Consider the following 16877-nt stretch of genomic DNA (forward strand, 5'->3'; position numbering starts at 1 on the left):
CCGTCATGCTGCTGACTCCCAATGCCATGAGCCGCAGGATGCGCCTGGGCCTCTACACCACCACCGGCGTGATCGGCGTGTTTTTGCTGCTGCCGATTGTATTCATCGTGCTGCTGTCGTTCGGTTCGTCCCAATGGCTGGTATTCCCGCCGCCGGGCTGGACGCTGAAATGGTACGCGCAGTTCTTCTCCAACGCCGACTGGATGAACGCGGCGATGGCCAGCCTCAAGGTGGCGGTGCTGACCACGGTGTTTGCCGTGGCGCTGGGCTTGCCCACCGCATTCGCGCTGGTGCGCGGGCGCTTTCCCGGCCGTGAGTTGCTCTACGGCCTGTTCACCCTGCCGATGATCGTGCCGCTGGTGATCATTGCCGTGGCGGTGTATGCGCTGTTTCTCAAGCTCGGCTACACCGGCACGATGTTCGCCTTTGTGGTCAGCCATGTGATTGTCGCGCTGCCGTTCACCATCATCTCGATCATCAATTCGCTGAAACTGTTCGACCAGTCGATCGAAGACGCGGCAGTAATCTGCGGCGCCTCGCGCCTGCAGGCGGTGTTCAAGGTGACCTTCCCGGCGATCCGCCCGGGCATGGTGGCCGGCGCGCTGTTCGCGTTTCTCGTCTCGTGGGATGAAGTGGTGCTCAGCGTGATGATGGCCAGCCCGACCCTGCAAACCCTTCCCGTGAAAATGTGGACCACCCTGCGCCAGGACCTGACGCCTGTGATCGCCGTCGCCTCGACGTTGCTGATCGGCTTGTCGGTGCTGGTCATGGTGATTGCCGCCGTCGCTCGTCGACGCACTGAAACCCGCGCTTGAGCGCCGAGGATTAAGACATGAGTGCAGTGATCAAAGACCCCGCCCAGAACCCTGGCCAACCCCTGGTCAGCCTGCGCAACCTGAACAAGTACTACGGCGAATTCGCCGCCGTGGACAACATCTCGCTGGACATCCAGGACGGCGAATTCCTCACCTTTCTCGGCTCCAGCGGCTCGGGCAAAAGTACCACCCTGTCGATGCTCGCCGGCTTCGAAACGCCGAGCAGCGGTGAGATCCTGGTCAGCGGCCAGTCGCTGGTCAACGTGCCGCCGCACAAGCGCGACATCGGCATGGTGTTCCAGCGCTACTCGCTGTTCCCGCATTTGTCGGTGCGCGACAACATCGCCTTCCCCCTGGCGATTCGCAAACTGGCCAGTGCCGAACGCGAGAAACGCGTCGACGCCATGCTCAAGCTGGTGCAGCTCGAACAGTTCGCGCATCGCCGCCCTTCGCAACTGTCCGGCGGCCAGCAGCAACGCGTCGCCATCGCCCGCGCGCTGGTGTACGAGCCACGCATCCTGCTGATGGACGAACCCCTCGGCGCCCTCGACAAGAAACTGCGTGAAGACCTGCAGGATGAACTGCGTCAGTTGCACCGGCGCCTGGGCATTACCATCGTCTACGTGACCCACGACCAGGAAGAAGCCATGCGCCTGTCACAGCGCATCGCGATTTTCAGCCACGGCAAGATCGTCGGCCTCGGCAGCGGCTTTGACCTGTACCAGAACCCACCGAACGCGTTTGTCGCCTCGTTCCTCGGCAACTCCAACTTCCTCAAGCTCAAGGCCCAGGGCAATGCGGCAGCGGTGTTCGAAGGCCAATCGCTGTCGATCCGCCTGACCAGCGGCCTGCACACCGAGCAGGAGGTGCTGTTGATGGTGCGCCCGGAAAAAGCCCTCGCCCTCAGTGTCGAGCAAGCCGCCGAGCAGCCTCTGGCAGCGGGTTGGAATGAAGTCTCGGCAATGGTCGGCGAAGTGTTGTTCCTCGGCGAAAGCCAGACCTGCACGGTAAAAACCCTCGGCGGTACCTCGATGACGGTCAAGGCGTTGTCCGCCGCCGGCATGCCGCTGAAAGCCGGCGACCCGGTGCGCGTGCGCTGGGCCACGGCGGATGCGTGCGTGTACACCGAGTGGGCTGAGAGTGACTTGAACAAGGCGGCCGGCTCATTGAGTCACTAGGGAGACGCCGAAACAATGTGGGAGCGGGCTTGCTCGCGAATGGGATGGAACAGTCAACATCTGCAGCGACTGATCCGGCGCATTCGCGAGCAAGCCCGCTCCCACATTTTGAATGGCGTACAGACTCAACGCTTGCGCTCGAAAATCGCCCCCTCGATCCCCAGTACCTCACGCGTATCGGCATAAATCCCCACGCCCTTTTCCCACACGTGCTTGATCGACTGATCGGCGCAGCGAATCTGGTAACTGAGCTCGAACGGTTCATGCCGCGACAACGCGTATTGCACCTCGCGCCACACGTAGTCGGCATCCTGCGCGAGGATCAGGCTGTTGTAGGTGAACTCATGGTTGTCCACCAGACGCTCGGCGGGATAGCCAGTGAGTTGCAGGCAACCGGCACTCACGAACTCCATGGTCCAGTCGCGGTTGTTGCGTCCGCGATAGATCAGCCCCGGCATGCTGTCGAGCAGGCTCACGCTGCTGCGCTGACTCGCCTGCAGGGCGATTTCGCGGCGCTTGTGCGCGGTGATATCGCCGGCCACCAGGTAGAAGCCTTGCGGCCCGCGCTTGAGGCTGATCTCGAACCAGCGCAGTTCGCCACTGGGGTGTACAAAGCGCAGGCGCTGGTTGAAGCAGGTGTCGGGGCGCCGGCGCAGTTCGTTCAAGGCCTGGCGCCATAGCGGGCGGTCTTCCTGGTGCACGTAGTCGATCAGGTTGCGCTCCCCGCCCGGCGCGCCCATCAGCTCGGCCCAGGCCAGGTTGAAGTGGGCGATGTGGCCGTTGTCGCGCAGGTGCAGCAAGGCCGCGGGGAAACAGTCCATCAGGTCCATCGGCGGGAGCGCAAAGGTGTCGGGGCTGTCCCTCATCTAATGGCGCTCCTCGTGCTTGAGCAAACTGCCGCTGTGCACCCAGGCCGCCAGCTCCAGCCGTGAATGCAGGCCGAGCTTCTGCAACAGGCTGCGCACATAGATCTTGACCGTGCCGTCGCTGATTCCCAGCTCGCGGCCGATTTGCTTGTTGCTCATGCCGGCGGCAATCAGCGCCAGGGTCTGGCCTTCGCGCTCGGTGAGGTGGTCGTTGCCCGGGGCCTCGCTGTGCGGCGCCGGCTCGGCCTGGTCGGCAAGCAAGGCGATCAGGGTCGAGTCGAGCACAATCGCGCCCTTGTGGCAGTTGCGCATATACGCCAGCAACGCGTCGGGCTCGGTTTCCTTGAGCACATACCCGCTGGCGCCGAGGCGCAAGGCGCTCAACAGTTCGGCGCGGTCCATCGAGGCGGTCAGCACCACCACCTGGCAATCCAGGCGCAACTGGCGCAGCTCATCAAGCACCTGCAAGCCACTGAGGCCGGGCATGTGCAGGTCGAGCAAGACCTGTTGCGGGGTCAGGCTCACGGCGAGGTTGATGCCTTCTCGGCCGCTGGCCGCCTGCCCCACCACTTCGAAGTCGCCACTGGCGTCGAACAACTGCGCCAGGCCTTTGCGAAACAATGGGTGATCATCGATCAGTAGTAAGGTCGTGCAGTCCATCGAGACTCCCCTGTGGCTGGTCGTGGTGGCGGCGCAGGCCAAGATGCACGCGCACGCCGTGCGGGCGGATCGCTTCAATGCTCAGGCGCGCGCCGATGCTGGCGGCGCGCTCGCGGATAATCGCCAGGCCGAAATGGTTGTGCTCGGCGCACGCCTGGCTCAGGCCGATGCCATCGTCTTCCACCGACACCGAGGCTTCGCCGTCCTGGGTCTGGCGCAGCTCGATGCGCACGTGACGCGCATGGGAATGGCGCACCGCGTTGGCCAACGCCTCGCGGATGATCTGCAAGATCTGCAATTCGGTTTCTGCGCCGAGGGCATCGTCGGCCAGGCGATTGTCCAGTTCGAAGACGATGATGCAGCGCCGCGAAAACTCCGCCACCGAGTCGGCCAGCGCCTGGCGCAGCGAGCGCCCGTCCATGGTCAGGCGTGCGCTGGTGATCAGTTCGCGCACCTGGCGTTGCAGTTGGCTGAGGCCGGTGCACAAGTCCTGCAGTGTCGGCTCGCCAAATTGCGCTTGCAGCCCATGGGCCTGGAACGACAGGTAGCCGAGTTGCTGCGCCACCGAATCGTGCAGCTCACGGGCCAGTGCGCCGTGGCGCGAGGTCGCCTGTTTGCGCTGTTGCTCGCGTTGTTGGCTGCGCAGGCGCACGGTCACGCCGACCGCCTGCGCCGCCTCTTCAAGCAATTGGCGCCAACTGGCCCCGGCGCGCCTCGGGGTGTCGAGCAGCAACGTGCCCTTCTGGCCCTCGGGTAAGCCACACACCAGGCGGTGCACGCCGCGTTGCCGACACGGCCCGCACGCCTGGGCCGCTTCCGTCACGCAGGCGTTGCGCCAGGGGCAGGTGGCTACGTCCTGGCAGCCGTCGATCAAGCCGCGCCGCGTCGGGCTCAATTCTTCGCCACCCAGTATCAGGTTGAGCTTCGCCGGGGGCAGCAGTGCGTCGAAACGGTCCAGCAAACCCGACAAGGCACCGTCAGCGTGCAGGGGCAAGCCGGCCAGCAGCCTGCGCACGCTGCGCGCCTGTTCGGGGTGCACAGGCCCCAACCAGAGCGGCCATGCCTTCGGTCGTATTTGCACGCGTCGATCACTCCCCATCCGGTTGCCCTGCGTGAGGCAAAGCCCAGCAACTTCCATGCCCCGAACGGCGGTGCCGCAAGGCTTATCTCCAAAGGCATAGCCCTTTTTCCAGATTGAGAAGATTTTCCCCTTAGGAAAGTATCTCTCCCAACAGGAAACAAAACGCACCCTGGAGGAGCCCGCATGACGCACACCCTCAGCCGCCCCATCGTGGTGATGCAATCGGCAACCGCCTGCCCGCCGGTCATCGCAGAACTGGACCAGCCGCTGCTGCTCAATGGCGACCAGCCGGATTTCGCCCGGCGCCTGCAACAGGCACTCGCCAGCGCGACGGTGGGTTGCCGCCTCTACCTGCTGGGCGATGAAGCGTTTGCCTGGCGCATTCACGCCGAGGCACGCGCCGCCGGGCTGGAAGACGACGAGATCAGCATGACCTGCACGACGCCCGGCCTGCGCCAGGTGTATTGCGCGCATTGCGGCCTGACCCAGGCGGCTGGGCCGCAAGCCGTATTGGACTGCATCGGCTGCCACGTCGGGCTGGAGGTGCGCACGCATTTTTCCCGGCGCCTGGGCGCATACCTTGGCGTGTGCATCAATCCCGACCAGCCCTATGCGGGGTTCCAGCCATGAGCGCGGCCCTCATGGTTCAGGTCAGCGCGGCCAGGATGCTCACGCCGGTGGTGCGCGAGCTGACCCTCAGCGCCTGCGACGGCGCCCTGCCCGGCTTCTCGCCCGGCAGCCACGTGCAGGTGCACCTGCCGCTCGCCGAGGGCAAGGTGCGCAACGCCTATTCACTTACCAGCGACCCGGCGCACACCCAGCACTACCGCATCGCCGTACGCCTGCAAGATGCCTCGCGCGGCGGTTCGCGCTACCTGCATCGGCAGGTGCAGGTCGGCGACACCTTGCAGATTTCACCACCGGCCAATCTGTTCGCGCCGCATGGCACTGCGCGCCTGCATATCCTGATTGCCGCCGGCATCGGCATCACGCCGTTCATGGCCTACATCGCCGCGCTGGAACAGCAGCAGGCCGCTTTCGAACTGCATTACCTGTTCCGGCCGGGCCTCAGCGACGCGTATCTGGATGAACTGCAACAGCGCCTCGGTCCGCGCCTGCATGCCTATGCCAGCCGCCCCGACCTGGGCCGGATCCTTGCCGACCGGCCGCTGGGCAGCCATGTCTACACCTGCGGGCCGCAGGCGCTGCTCGATGCGGTTGAGCACCACGCCACGCGCCTCGGATGGCCGCCCCGGCGCGTGCACTCGGAAGCCTTCAAAGGCGCACAACCGGGCCAACCGTTCGACCTGCACCTGCTGCGCAGCGGCCAACGCCTGCGTGTCGAGGCCGAGCAAAGCCTGCTCGAAGCCCTGGAACACGCCGGCCTGCAGGTGCCCAACCTGTGCCGTGGCGGGGTCTGCGGCCAGTGCATCACGCGCCACCAAGGCGGCGCCATCGAACACCGCGACAGTTTCCTCAGCCCGGCCGAGCAGGCCGAATTTCTGATGCCGTGCGTCTCGCGCGGCAACGGTCCCTGCGTTTCGCTGGACCTATAGGAGTGAGTGCCATGCCCCTGCAATCGAGCCCTGTGCTGAGCTACCGCGATGACTTCAGTTTTCGCAACAGCCCGGCGGCGATCCGGCGTTTTCCCTTTCCGTTTGTCGAGGACAGCTACCTGTACTCGGTGAACATCGAACCGGCGACTTCACGTGACCCAGGCTCCATCTACGAGCACGCCTTCGACATCGACGAACACTACCACTCGGAAATGGCCGAACGCGCGCTGGTACTGGACAAGGACCCGCGCCGCTACCTGGTGATGCCGCACATGCAAGTGGCCGCCTGGGATGCCCTGCAAATGATCATGCAACACCTGGCCGCCGACTACCCGCAGTCGTTCAGCCTGACGCAAAACGGCGAGCGCTGGCAGTGGCGCAATCACCTGCTGGACATCGACCAGCACTTTATCTTCGGCGACGCCACCAGCCTGCCCTGCGCACCGCTGGAGTACATCGGCCGCCAGGTGCAGGGCGACTTCGCCCTGCTCGACCAGCGTGACGGCGACCTGTACATGGACGCCGGCCTGATCACCAGCCCGGCCGACTGGTCGCTGGCCTTCGACGCCGGCATGAGTTTCAAGCAATGGCATGCGCCGGTGCCGATGGCCCACCAGATGGGCGTGTTCGAACGCGCGTTGAAATACCTGCTCAACCTGCAGGTCGGCCAGCCGGTGCGGCGCTTGAACTGGACCCTGACGATCAACCCGCGCCTGGATTCCTCCCCGGAGACATTCCACGAATGGGGCGCCGATCGCGGGCGGATCACCGCGCAAAACGTCGGCCAGCAGGTGCACCTGCGGGTCGAGCTGCAAGTCATGGCGCGCCTGCCACGCAGCCACGCGGTGATGTTCAGCATTCGCACCTACCTGATCAGCCTCGACGAACTGGTCACGCAACCGGGCTGGGGCTGCCGCCTGCACCGCGTGCTGCGCGACCTGCCCGACCCCATCGCCGACTACAAGGGCATGACCCGCTACCGAAGCACGCTGGTCGAGTGGCTGAGCCAGTTCGACCCACACGCCTGACCCTCATTTTCCCGACAAGGACCTTCACATGACCCACTCCTGGCGCATTTCTGCATTGGCCGAGCGGCACCGCGCCCTCGGCTCTCAACTCGAAGACTGGAATGGCATGGGCACCGCCTGGACCTACAGCACCGAGCTGGCCGACCACCACCAGGCGATCCGCACCCGTGCCGGCCTGATGGACGTGTCGGGCCTGAAAAAAGTCCACTACGTGGGGCCGCACGCCGAGAGCCTGTTGCAGTGGGCGACCACCCGTGACATCGCCAAGCTCTACCCCGGCAAATCGGTGTATGCCTCGATGCTCGACGAGGACGGCAAATTCGTCGATGACTGCATCGTCTACCGCACCGGCCCCAACGCGTTCATGGTCGTGCACGGCGCCGGCACCGGGCATGAAATGCTCGTGCGTTCAGCCCAGGGCCGGCAGGTCGCGGTGCTGTTCGATGACGACCTGCACGACCTGTCGCTGCAAGGCCCGCTGGCGGTGGATTTCCTCGCCGAGCACGTGCCGGGGATCCGCCAACTGGCGTACTTCCACCACCTGCAGACGCGCCTGTTCGACCGCCCGGTGATGATCTCCCGCACCGGCTACACCGGCGAGCGCGGCTACGAGATTTTCTGCAAGGCCGCCGACGCCCCGTTCCTGTGGGACAGCATCCTCGAACAGGGCGCAAGCCTGGGAATTATCCCGTGCGCCTTCACCGCGCTGGACTGGCTGCGGGTGGAGAGCTCGCTGATGTTTTTCCCCTACGACAACTCGCAGATGTACCCCTTCGCCGACCAGAAGGCCGGCGACACCCTGTGGGAAATGGGCCTGGACTTCACGGTTTCGCCCGGCAAGCACGCGTTCCGTGGCGCCGAGGAACACCTGCGCCTGCGCGGCCAGGAGCGCTTCAAGATCACGGGAGTGCTGCTCGAAGGGGTGCGCGCAGCCGAAGCCGGCGACACCGTGTGGCAGGGCAACCAGCAGGTCGGCGTGATCACCTGCGGCATGTATTCGCGCCTGAGCAAACGCTCGATGGCCATCGCGCGCATGAGCGTCGCGTGCTCCGTCCCCGGCATTGCCTTGCAGGTACGCGGCAGCCTGGAGGCCAGCGCCACCACCCACGCCCTGCCCTTCGACGACCCGGAAAAAACCAAGCGCACGGCCAAGGGCTGAACCTTCCTTCATTGTATTCAGGAGCTTTCGATGGACGCCTCCCGCGAACATTACATCCTCAAGATCACCTGCCCGGCGGCGTCCGGGATTGTCGCCGCGATCAGCGCCTGCCTGTCTCGCCAGCAGTGCTACATCAGCGAGCTGGCCCAGTTTGACGACGAGTTCACCGGGCAGTTTTTCATGCGTGCGGTGTTCCGCTTCAACACCGGGGTCGACGGTGACATCGGCGCCCTGCGCGAAGGCCTCGGCGACCTCGCCGGCGGCTTCGACATGCAGTGGCAATTGTTCAGCTCGCAACGGCCGACCCGCGTGCTGCTGATGGTCAGCAAGTTCGACCATTGCCTCACCGACCTGCTGTACCGCCACCGCAAGGGCGAGATGGACATGCACATCACCGCCGTGGTCTCCAACCACCTCGACCTGCGCGCGATGGCCGAGCGCGAGGGCATCCGCTTCATCTACCTGCCCATCACCAAGGACACCAAGGCCAGCCAGGAGGCCGAGTTGATGCGCATCGTCGACGACACCCAGACCGACCTGGTGGTGCTCGCGCGCTACATGCAGATCCTCTCCGACGGCCTGTGCCAGCAGTTGTCGGGCCGCGCGATCAACATTCATCACTCGTTCCTGCCCGGCTTCAAGGGCGCCAAGCCGTATCACCAGGCCTATGACCGCGGGGTGAAGCTGATCGGCGCCACCGCCCACTACGTCACCAGCGACCTGGATGAGGGCCCGATCATCGAACAGGAAATCCAGCGCGTCGACCACACCCACCTGCCCGACTCGCTGGTCGCCATCGGCCGCGACACCGAGACCGTGGCCCTTTCCAAAGCCCTGAAATACCACCTGGAACACCGGGTGTTCATCAACCAGGACAAGACAGTGATCTTTCGCTGAACCCCTCAGGAGGCACGCTCATGACTCTACGTGTTGCAATCATCGGCGCCGGCCCGTGTGGCCTGGCGCAACTTCGCGCCTTCCAGTCGGCCCGCGACAAAGGGGCAGACATCCCCGAACTGGTGTGCTTCGAAAAACAGCAGGACTGGGGCGGCATGTGGAACTACACCTGGCGCACCGGCCTGGATGAAAACGGCGAGCCGGTGCACGGCAGCATGTACCGCTACCTGTGGTCCAACGGCCCCAAGGAATGCCTGGAGTTTGCCGACTACACCTTCGAGGAGCATTTCGGCCGGCCGATCGGTTCCTACCCACCCCGCGAAGTGCTGTGGGACTACATCAAGGGCCGCGTGGAAAAGGCCGGCGTGCGCGACTACATCCGTTTCAACAACGTGGTGCGCCAAGTCACCTTCGACGAACAGACCCAGCGCTTCACCCTGCAGGCCCACGACTACACCAGCGACACCTTGACCAGCGAAGCATTCGACTACGTGATCAACGCCTGCGGCCACTTTTCCACGCCCAAGGTGCCGTACTTCGACGGCTTCGAGCAGTTCGCCGGGCGCATCCTGCATGCGCATGATTTTCGCGAGGCGCTGGAGTTCAAGGACAAGGACCTGCTGATTGTCGGCAGCAGTTATTCTGCCGAGGACATCGGCTCGCAATGCTACAAATACGGCGCGCGCAGCATCACCAGTTGCTACCGCACCGCGCCCATGGGCTACGCCTGGCCCGACAACTGGGAAGAAAAACCGCTGCTCAAGCGCCTGGAAAACAACCGTGCGTATTTCGTCGACGGCAGCAGCAAGCACATCGACGCCGTCATCCTTTGCACTGGCTACAAGCATCACTTCCCGTTCCTGCCCGATGAGCTGAGCCTGAAAACCGATAACCGCCTGTGGCCGATGAACCTCTACAAAGGCGTGTTCTGGGAAGCCAATCCGCGGCTGATCTACCTCGGCATGCAGGACCAGTGGTACTCCTTCAACATGTTCGATGCCCAGGCCTGGTACGCGCGCGATGTGATCCTGGGGCGCATCCCGCTGCCCAGCCACGCCGAAATGCTCGCCGACAGCCGGCAATGGCAGGCGCGCGAACAGGTGCTGGAAACCAACCAGCAGATGTTCGAGTACCAGGGCGCCTACATCCAGCACCTGGTGGACGCCACCGACTACCCGAATTTCGACATTGCCGCCGTCAACGAAACCTTCCTGCACTGGAAGCACGACAAGGCGGAAAACATCATGGGCTATCGCGACAAGTCCTATCGCTCATTGATGACCGGCACCCAGTCACCGCCGCACCACACTCCCTGGCTGCAGGCATTGGACGACTCGATGGCGGCGTACCTCGGCGAGCCCGCGACCGCCATCAAGTCGGTCGGTTGAAGGTGCAGCCGATGATGAATGCACCGCGTATTTCGCGCCCGCGAGAACCCGGCTTGTTTGCCCGCGCGCCGAACCTGGAACGCTACCGCGTGGCCGCCGGCGGTATGACGCTGGTCGACTTGCAGCCCGGCGACGGCCTGCAAGTCATCGACGTCGAAGGCCGCCAGGCCTGCATACTGCTGGCCCTCGACGCCGGCGGCCGCAGCGCCCTGGCCAGCTGGGGATTGCACGCGTCTATCGCCTGCAGCGTGCCCGCGCGTATCGGCCAGGTGCTCGATCGGCGCGGCATAGAGGCGCAGCAGTTGCCGCGCGCCGCGTCGTTGTGGGACGACGACAGCCCGCCCGGCCACAGCCGCCATTTTGTCGCGCAGGACGCGCTGCTGGTGATCGTCGCCGCCCCTGCCGGCCCGACCGCTGTCGACCGGCAATACCGGCCCAGTGAACTGCGCCTGCTGGTCACCCGCGCCAACCCGTCGCCGCTCTGGGTGCCTGCCCTGCCTGAGCCGTTGGGCGAGGTGCTGGACGAGTTCACCCTGCGCGCCGGCACGGCCCATGCCTACACCGTCGCCAAGGGGCAGTACGTCCAGGTACTGGACGTCGCGGGACGCCAGTGTTCGGACTTCGTCGCGCTCGACCGCCGCGCCCTGGATCGCGGTATTGAGCTGGACCTCGACCAGACCGTAACCCGCACGCTGAACGGCAGCGCCTACCCGGCACCGGGGCTGTTCTCGAAGTTTTTCGACCGCCAGATGCAGCCCATGCTCGAGGTGGTGCGCGACACCGTCGGGCGCCACGACTCGTTCGCCCTGGCCTGCGCGGCGCGTTATTACGAGAGCCACGGGTACTTCGGGCACGACAACTGCAGCGACAACCTCAGTCAGGTCCTCGCCCCCCATGGCGTGCAGGCGCGCAAGGGTTGGCCGGCGATCAATTTCTTCTTCAACACCGGTATTGATGCACACCAGCAGATGACCCTGGATGAGCCCTGGTCGCGCCCCGGCGACTACGTGCTGCTGAAGGCCATGACCGACCTGGTGTGTGGCAGCACCTCGTGCCCGGATGACATTGACCCGGCCAATGGCTGGAACCCGACCGATATCCATGTCCGCATCTACCGCGAGAAGGAGCGTTTTTCCATCGCCATGAGCACTCGAACCACGGCGGATGCCGACCCGATTCTCACCCGTGAGTCTGCGTTCCACTCACGCACCAGCGCCCTCACCGGCAGCTTCACCGACTACCGCAACTGGTGGCTGCCGCTGCGCTACGACGGCTATGGCGCCACCGAGGAATACCTGGGGTGTCGCGAGCGCGTGGCGGTGATGGACCTGACCGCCCTGCGCAAATTCGAGATCCTCGGCCCCGACGCCGAAGCCTTGCTGCAGTACTGCCTGACCCGCGACGTGCGGCGCCTGGCGGTGGGCCAGGTGGTGTACTCGGCGATGTGCCACGCGCACGGCGGCATGCTCGACGACGGCACCCTGCTGCGCCTGGGCCCGGACAATTTCCGCTGGATCTGCGGCGAAGACTACGCCGGCCCCTGGCTGCGCGAGCAGGCACAGAAACTCGGCATGAAAGTCTGGATCAAGTCCGCCAGCGAGCAGATCCACAACCTCGCCGTGCAAGGCCCGCTGAGCCGCGAGCTGCTCAAGCAGATGGTCTGGACCCCGCCCACCCAGTCCAGCCTGGAAACCCTCGGCTGGTTCCGCTTCCTGGTCGGTCGGCTGGACGGCTTCGATGGCTGCCCGTTGATGATTTCCCGCACCGGCTACACCGGTGAGCTGGGCTATGAAGTGTGGTGCCAACCCGAAGACGCCGAGCGGGTCTGGGACCGCATCTGGCACCTCGGGCAACCCCTGGGCCTGGTGCCGCTGGGGCTGGAAGCCCTGGACCTGCTGCGCATCGAAGCCGGGCTGATTTTCGCCGGCTACGAGTTCAGCGACCAGACCGATCCGTTCGAGGCCGGCATCGGTTTCAGCGTGCCATTGAAGAGCAAGACCGATGATTTTATCGGCCGTGAAGCCCTGTTACGGCGCAGTGCCCACCCCACCCACAAGCTGGTCGGCCTGCACCTGGGCGGCAACGAGGCGGCCCACCATGGCGACCCGGTGTACCACGACCGGGCCCAGGTCGGGGTGATTACCAGTGCCTGCCGCTCACCGTTGCTGGCCAGCAATATCGCGCTGTGCCGGGTGGATGTGAGCTGCGCCGAGCCCGGCACGGCACTTGAGATTGGCAAAGTCGATGGCCTGCAGAAGCGCATCAGCGCCACGGTCAGCGCAGCGATTTTCTACGACCCGGACAAAAGCCGGGTGCGTAGCTGATCGTTCCGATACGCGTGTGCCACCCCATTTTGACTGCCCCACTTAAACGCTATTCAGACATGGGAATACAGAGATGGAAGCGACGACGTTCGAGGCAGTACCGCAGGCCGCCAGTTCGGTGGGCAGCCTGCACCGCAAGATCGATTGGCGCGGGGCGTTCTGGGTCGCCAGTGGCGTACCCGCCCTGGTGCTGTTCTCTATTGGCGCCATTGCGGCGACGGTCGGCAAGCCGGCGTGGATCGTATGGATCGTGTCGATCCTGTTCGGGTTTATCCAGGCCTTTACCTATGCCGAGATCGCCGGGCTGTTCCCGCACAAATCCGGCGGTGCCTCGGTGTACGGCGCGGTGGCCTGGGTGCGCTACAGCAAGCTGATCGCGCCGGTGTCGGTGTGGTGCAACTGGCTGGCCTGGTCGCCGGTGCTGTCCATCGGTTCGGGGTTGGCGGCGGGGTATATCCTCACCGCGCTGTTTCCCGCCGATGCGCTGATCAACACCTGGCAACTGACCTTGCTGGACCTGGGCTGGGTGAAAAGCGGCCTGTCGCTGCGCATCAATGCGACCTTCGGCATCGGCCTGTTGATCCTGCTCACGGTATTTGCCGTGCAACACGGCGGCATCCTGCGTTCGGCACGCCTGACCCTGGTACTCGGTGTCACCTCGCTGATTCCACTGCTGCTGGTGGGCGTGGTGCCGTTGTTCACCGGGGATGCGGCCCAGGCCAACTTCCTGCCGCTGTACCCGCTGGCCCATGATGCGGCCGGGCAAGTCATCGATGGGCCCTGGGATATCTCTGGCTGGTCGCTGATGGCCGGCGGTTTGTTCATGGCCGCCTGGTCCACCTACGGCTTCGAAACAGCGGTGTGCTACACCCGCGAGTTCAAGGACCCCAAGCGCGACACCTTCAAGGCCATCTTCTACGCCGGCCTGCTGTGCATCCTGGTGTTCACCCTGGTGCCGCTGGCGTTTCAAGGCAGCCTCGGGCTGGGGCAACTGGTGACCCCGGCGGTGCTTGACGCCAGCGGCGCCATTGTTACACCGGCGGTGTACAGCGGCCTGTTGTCGCCAGCGATCTACAGCGGCATGGGCGTTGGCCAGGTGCTGGCCGACAGCATCGGCGGCGGCAAGGTGGTCGCCAATATCGTGCTGATCATGTTGGTGCTGGCGACGCTGCTGGCGATCATGACCTCGATGTCCGGCTCGTCACGCACGCTGTATCAGGCGTCGGTGGATGGCTGGCTGCCCAAGTACCTGGGGCGCACCAATGAACACGGCGCGCCGACGGCGGCAATGTGGACCGACCTGTCGTTCAACCTGCTGCTGTTGTTGATGTCGGACTATGTATTTGTGCTCGCGGCGTCCAACGTCAGCTACATCATCTTCAACTTTCTCAACCTGAATGCCGGCTGGATTCACCGCCTGGACCGCCCCGACTGGGTGCGCCCGTACAAAGCGCCCACCGTGCTGCTCGTGGCCGGTGGCGTGTTGAGTTTCGTCAACCTGGCCTGCATGGGCCTGGGTGCGGACATCTGGGGTGCGGGCACGCTGGTCACCGGCTTGCTCCTGGCGCTGCTGATCTTGCCGGTGTTCTGCTTCCGTCACTACGTACAGGACAAAGGTCGCTTCCCCGCCGCCATGCTCAGCGACCTGTATCTGCAGGTCGGCGACGGCCAACGCCGCGCCGGCTGGCTGCCCTATGCCACGCTGATTGCCGGTGCACTGGTGGTGTATGCCTGCCATCAACTGGTAGCCTGAGCCCACTGGACTGCTTATCGCTGAGGGATCTGTTCCCTCAGCGCCTCCCTATTTCTCCAGACAACGGTGACGCTTTTGACCAGCTCTCTCCCCACGCTTGCCCGCGATATCGACGGCAAGGCCATCTCTGCCCGGGTGCTCGACGAGGTTCGCGAAGAGGTCCAGGTGCTCGCCACGCAACAGATCTACCCTGCCCTGGCGGTACTGCTGGTGGGCGATGACCCGGCCAGCCATGTCTACGTGCGCAATAAACTGCTGCGCGCCAAGGAAGTCGGGATTCGCTCGCTTGAATACCGGCTGCCGGATGACGCCACCCAGGCGCAGGTGCTGGCCCTGCTGGCACAGTTGAATGCCGATACGTCGGTCAATGGCATCCTCGTGCAGCTGCCGCTGCCGGGGCATATCGACGAGGCGGCGGTGATTCACGCGATTGACCCGATCAAGGACGTGGACGGCTTCCACCGCGAAAACGTCGGCGGCCTGGTGCAAGGCATCGAGGTGCTGACGCCCTGCACGCCCAGCGGCTGCATGCGCCTGCTGTATGAAACCTGCGGTGATTTGAGCGGAATGCACGCGGTGGTCATCGGCCGTTCGAACATCGTCGGCAAACCGATGGCGACCCTGCTGCTGCAGGCCAACTGCTCGGTCAGCGTGGTGCATTCGCGCAGTGTCGATGCACCGGCGTTGTGCCGCCTGGCCGACATCGTCGTCGCCGCCGTCGGCCGCCCGCAGTTGATCGACGCCAGCTGGCTGAAGCCAGGCGCGGTGGTGATTGACGTGGGTATCAACCGCATCAACACCGAGACCGGCACGCGGTTGGTGGGCGACGTCGATTACGCCAGCGCTCGCACGGTGGCCAGCGCAATCACCCCGGTGCCCGGCGGTGTCGGGCCGATGACCATTGCCTACCTGCTGAAAAACACCCTGGTGGCCAGCCAACTGCAGCGCACTGCCCGGCCCCTGACCCTGGCCGTGTCCTGAACGCCCCCCCTGCAGGAGCTGGTTTGCCAGCGATGGCGGTGTGTCAGTCACCTTATGCGTTGGCTGATCCAGCGCTTTCGCAGGCAAGCCAGCTCCCACATTTTTTCGAGGTGTCCGGTCGATTGTGGAGGGTGCCCGCTTGTTAGGCAGGCCAGGCCGGCAGTGATCTGAACCACAACACAAAACCCCTGTGGGAGCTGGCGGAGTCGCCCTTATTTCAATCCCCAGGGTGATCGCAATATCCGACGCGACGCAGCCCAAGTGTGGGAGTTGTCGAGCCCCGGCGAGGCTGCGAAGGCGGCGGCATTGCTGGCATTTTCTGCGCCTGGCACACCGCTTTCGCAGGCAAGCCAGCTCCCACATTTTTTCGAGGTGTCCGGTCGATTGTGAAAGGCGCCCGCTTATTAGGCAGGCCAGGCTGGCAGTGATCTGAATCACAACACAAAACCCCTGTGGGAGCTGGCTTGCCTGCGATGGCGGTGTGTCAGTCACCTTATGCTTTGGCTGATCCGCCGCTTTCGCAGGCAAGCCAGCTCCCACAGGAAATTGGCGGAGTCGCCCTTATTTCAATCCCCAGGGTGATCGCAATATCCGGCGCGACGCAGCCCAAGTGTGGGAGTTGTCGAGCCCCGGCGAGGCTGCGAAGGCGGCGGCATTGCCGGCATTTTCTGCGCCTGGCACACCGCTTTCGCAGGCAAGCCAGCTCCCACATTTGTTCGAGGTGTCCGGTCGCTTGTGGAGGGCGCCCGCTTGTTAGGCAGGCCAGGCTGGCAGTGATCTGAATCACAACACAAAACCCCTGTGGGAGCTGGCTTGCCTGCGATGGCGGTGTGTCAGTCACCTTATGCTTTGGCTGATCCAGCGCTATCGCCGGCAAGCCAGCTCCCACAGGAAATTGGCCGAGTCGCCCTTATTTCAATCCCCAGGGTGATCGCAATATCCGGCGCGACGCAGCCCAAGTGTGGGAGTTGTCGAGCCCCGGCGAGGCTGCGAAGGCGGCGGCATTGCTGGCATTTCTGCGCCTGGCACACCGCTTTCGCAGGCAAGCCAGCTCCCACATTTTTTCGAGGTGTCCGGTCGATTGTGGAAGGCGCCCGCTTGTTAGGCAGGCCAGGCTGGCAGTGATCTGAATCACAACACAAAACCCCTGTGGGAGCTGGCTTGCCTGCGATGGCGGCGTGTCAGTCACCC

General features: G+C 64.4%; 14 protein-coding genes. 11 read left to right on the top strand and 3 right to left on the bottom strand.

Annotated elements, in window-relative coordinates:
* Nucleotides 1–5 precede the first annotated feature (5 nt).
* Both C9990_RS20100 and C9990_RS20105 read left to right on the top strand, forming a co-directional pair.
* Nucleotides 6–815, top strand: coding sequence for an ABC transporter permease (locus tag C9990_RS20100; RefSeq protein WP_065905737.1), 810 nt, complete (start codon nt 6–8; stop codon nt 813–815).
* A 17-nt stretch (nt 816–832) separates the two neighbouring features.
* Nucleotides 833–1993, top strand: coding sequence for an ABC transporter ATP-binding protein (locus C9990_RS20105; protein WP_065905735.1), 1161 nt, complete (start codon nt 833–835; stop codon nt 1991–1993).
* Nucleotides 1994–2118: 125 nt separating this feature from the next.
* On the opposite strand, the gene C9990_RS20110 is transcribed toward C9990_RS20105, so the two are convergent.
* Genes C9990_RS20110 through C9990_RS20120 form a run of 3 tightly spaced genes read right to left on the bottom strand, consistent with a single transcriptional unit; the run spans nt 2119 to nt 4600 of the window.
* Nucleotides 2119–2859: a PAS domain-containing protein gene (locus C9990_RS20110; RefSeq protein WP_106804431.1), complete on the bottom strand. Its 741-nt coding sequence runs from the start codon at nt 2857–2859 to the stop codon at nt 2119–2121.
* Nucleotides 2860–3519 (bottom strand): response regulator, encoded by a 660-nt coding sequence (locus C9990_RS20115; RefSeq protein ID WP_065905732.1) that lies wholly within the window; start codon nt 3517–3519, stop codon nt 2860–2862.
* Nucleotides 3488–4600: an ATP-binding protein gene (locus C9990_RS20120; RefSeq protein WP_256595122.1), complete on the bottom strand. Its 1113-nt coding sequence runs from the start codon at nt 4598–4600 to the stop codon at nt 3488–3490. Before C9990_RS20120 ends, C9990_RS20115 begins: the two co-directional genes overlap by 32 nt.
* A gap of 183 nt (nt 4601–4783) precedes the next feature.
* On the opposite strand from C9990_RS20120, the gene C9990_RS20125 reads away from it, so the two are divergent.
* The 9 genes from C9990_RS20125 (at nt 4784) to folD (ending at nt 15686) form a co-directional block, all read left to right on the top strand.
* Entirely contained in the window at nt 4784–5230 is a 447-nt protein-coding gene (locus tag C9990_RS20125) for a dimethylamine monooxygenase subunit DmmA family protein (RefSeq protein WP_106804432.1), read from the top strand.
* A complete protein-coding gene (locus C9990_RS20130; protein ID WP_106804433.1) occupies nt 5227–6156 on the top strand; it encodes a PDR/VanB family oxidoreductase in 930 nt (309 codons plus the stop codon). Before C9990_RS20125 ends, C9990_RS20130 begins: the two co-directional genes overlap by 4 nt.
* Nucleotides 6157–6167: 11 nt before the next feature.
* The gene (locus C9990_RS20135) at nt 6168–7184 is read left to right on the top strand and encodes a DUF3445 domain-containing protein (protein ID WP_106804434.1); all 1017 of its coding nucleotides are present in this window, start codon (nt 6168–6170) and stop codon (nt 7182–7184) included.
* Between the two features lie 28 nt (nt 7185–7212).
* The gene (locus tag C9990_RS20140; protein WP_106804435.1) at nt 7213–8343 is read left to right on the top strand and encodes an aminomethyltransferase family protein; all 1131 of its coding nucleotides are present in this window, start codon (nt 7213–7215) and stop codon (nt 8341–8343) included.
* Nucleotides 8344–8373: 30 nt separating this feature from the next.
* Nucleotides 8374–9240 carry a formyltetrahydrofolate deformylase gene (purU, locus tag C9990_RS20145; RefSeq protein WP_065905722.1) on the top strand — a complete coding sequence of 289 codons (867 nt, stop codon included), beginning with the start codon at nt 8374–8376 and terminating at the stop codon, nt 9238–9240.
* Nucleotides 9241–9260: 20 nt separating this feature from the next.
* Nucleotides 9261–10628, top strand: a complete 1368-nt coding sequence (locus C9990_RS20150; RefSeq protein ID WP_065905720.1) for an NAD(P)-binding domain-containing protein — start codon at nt 9261–9263, stop codon at nt 10626–10628.
* 14 nt (nt 10629–10642) lie between these two features.
* Nucleotides 10643–12952, top strand: a complete 2310-nt coding sequence (locus C9990_RS20155; protein ID WP_106805694.1) for a DUF1989 domain-containing protein — start codon at nt 10643–10645, stop codon at nt 12950–12952.
* 73 nt (nt 12953–13025) lie between these two features.
* Nucleotides 13026–14705 carry an APC family permease gene (locus C9990_RS20160; protein ID WP_106804436.1) on the top strand — a complete coding sequence of 560 codons (1680 nt, stop codon included), beginning with the start codon at nt 13026–13028 and terminating at the stop codon, nt 14703–14705.
* A gap of 66 nt (nt 14706–14771) precedes the next feature.
* Nucleotides 14772–15686 carry a bifunctional methylenetetrahydrofolate dehydrogenase/methenyltetrahydrofolate cyclohydrolase FolD gene (gene folD, locus C9990_RS20165; RefSeq protein ID WP_106804437.1) on the top strand — a complete coding sequence of 305 codons (915 nt, stop codon included), beginning with the start codon at nt 14772–14774 and terminating at the stop codon, nt 15684–15686.
* The last annotated feature ends 1191 nt before the right edge of the window (nt 15687–16877 follow it).

The sequence above is a fragment of the Pseudomonas sp. S5D5 genome, from assembly GCF_003013355.1.
Classification (GTDB): Bacteria; Pseudomonadota; Gammaproteobacteria; order Pseudomonadales; family Pseudomonadaceae; genus Aquipseudomonas; species Aquipseudomonas aylmerensis.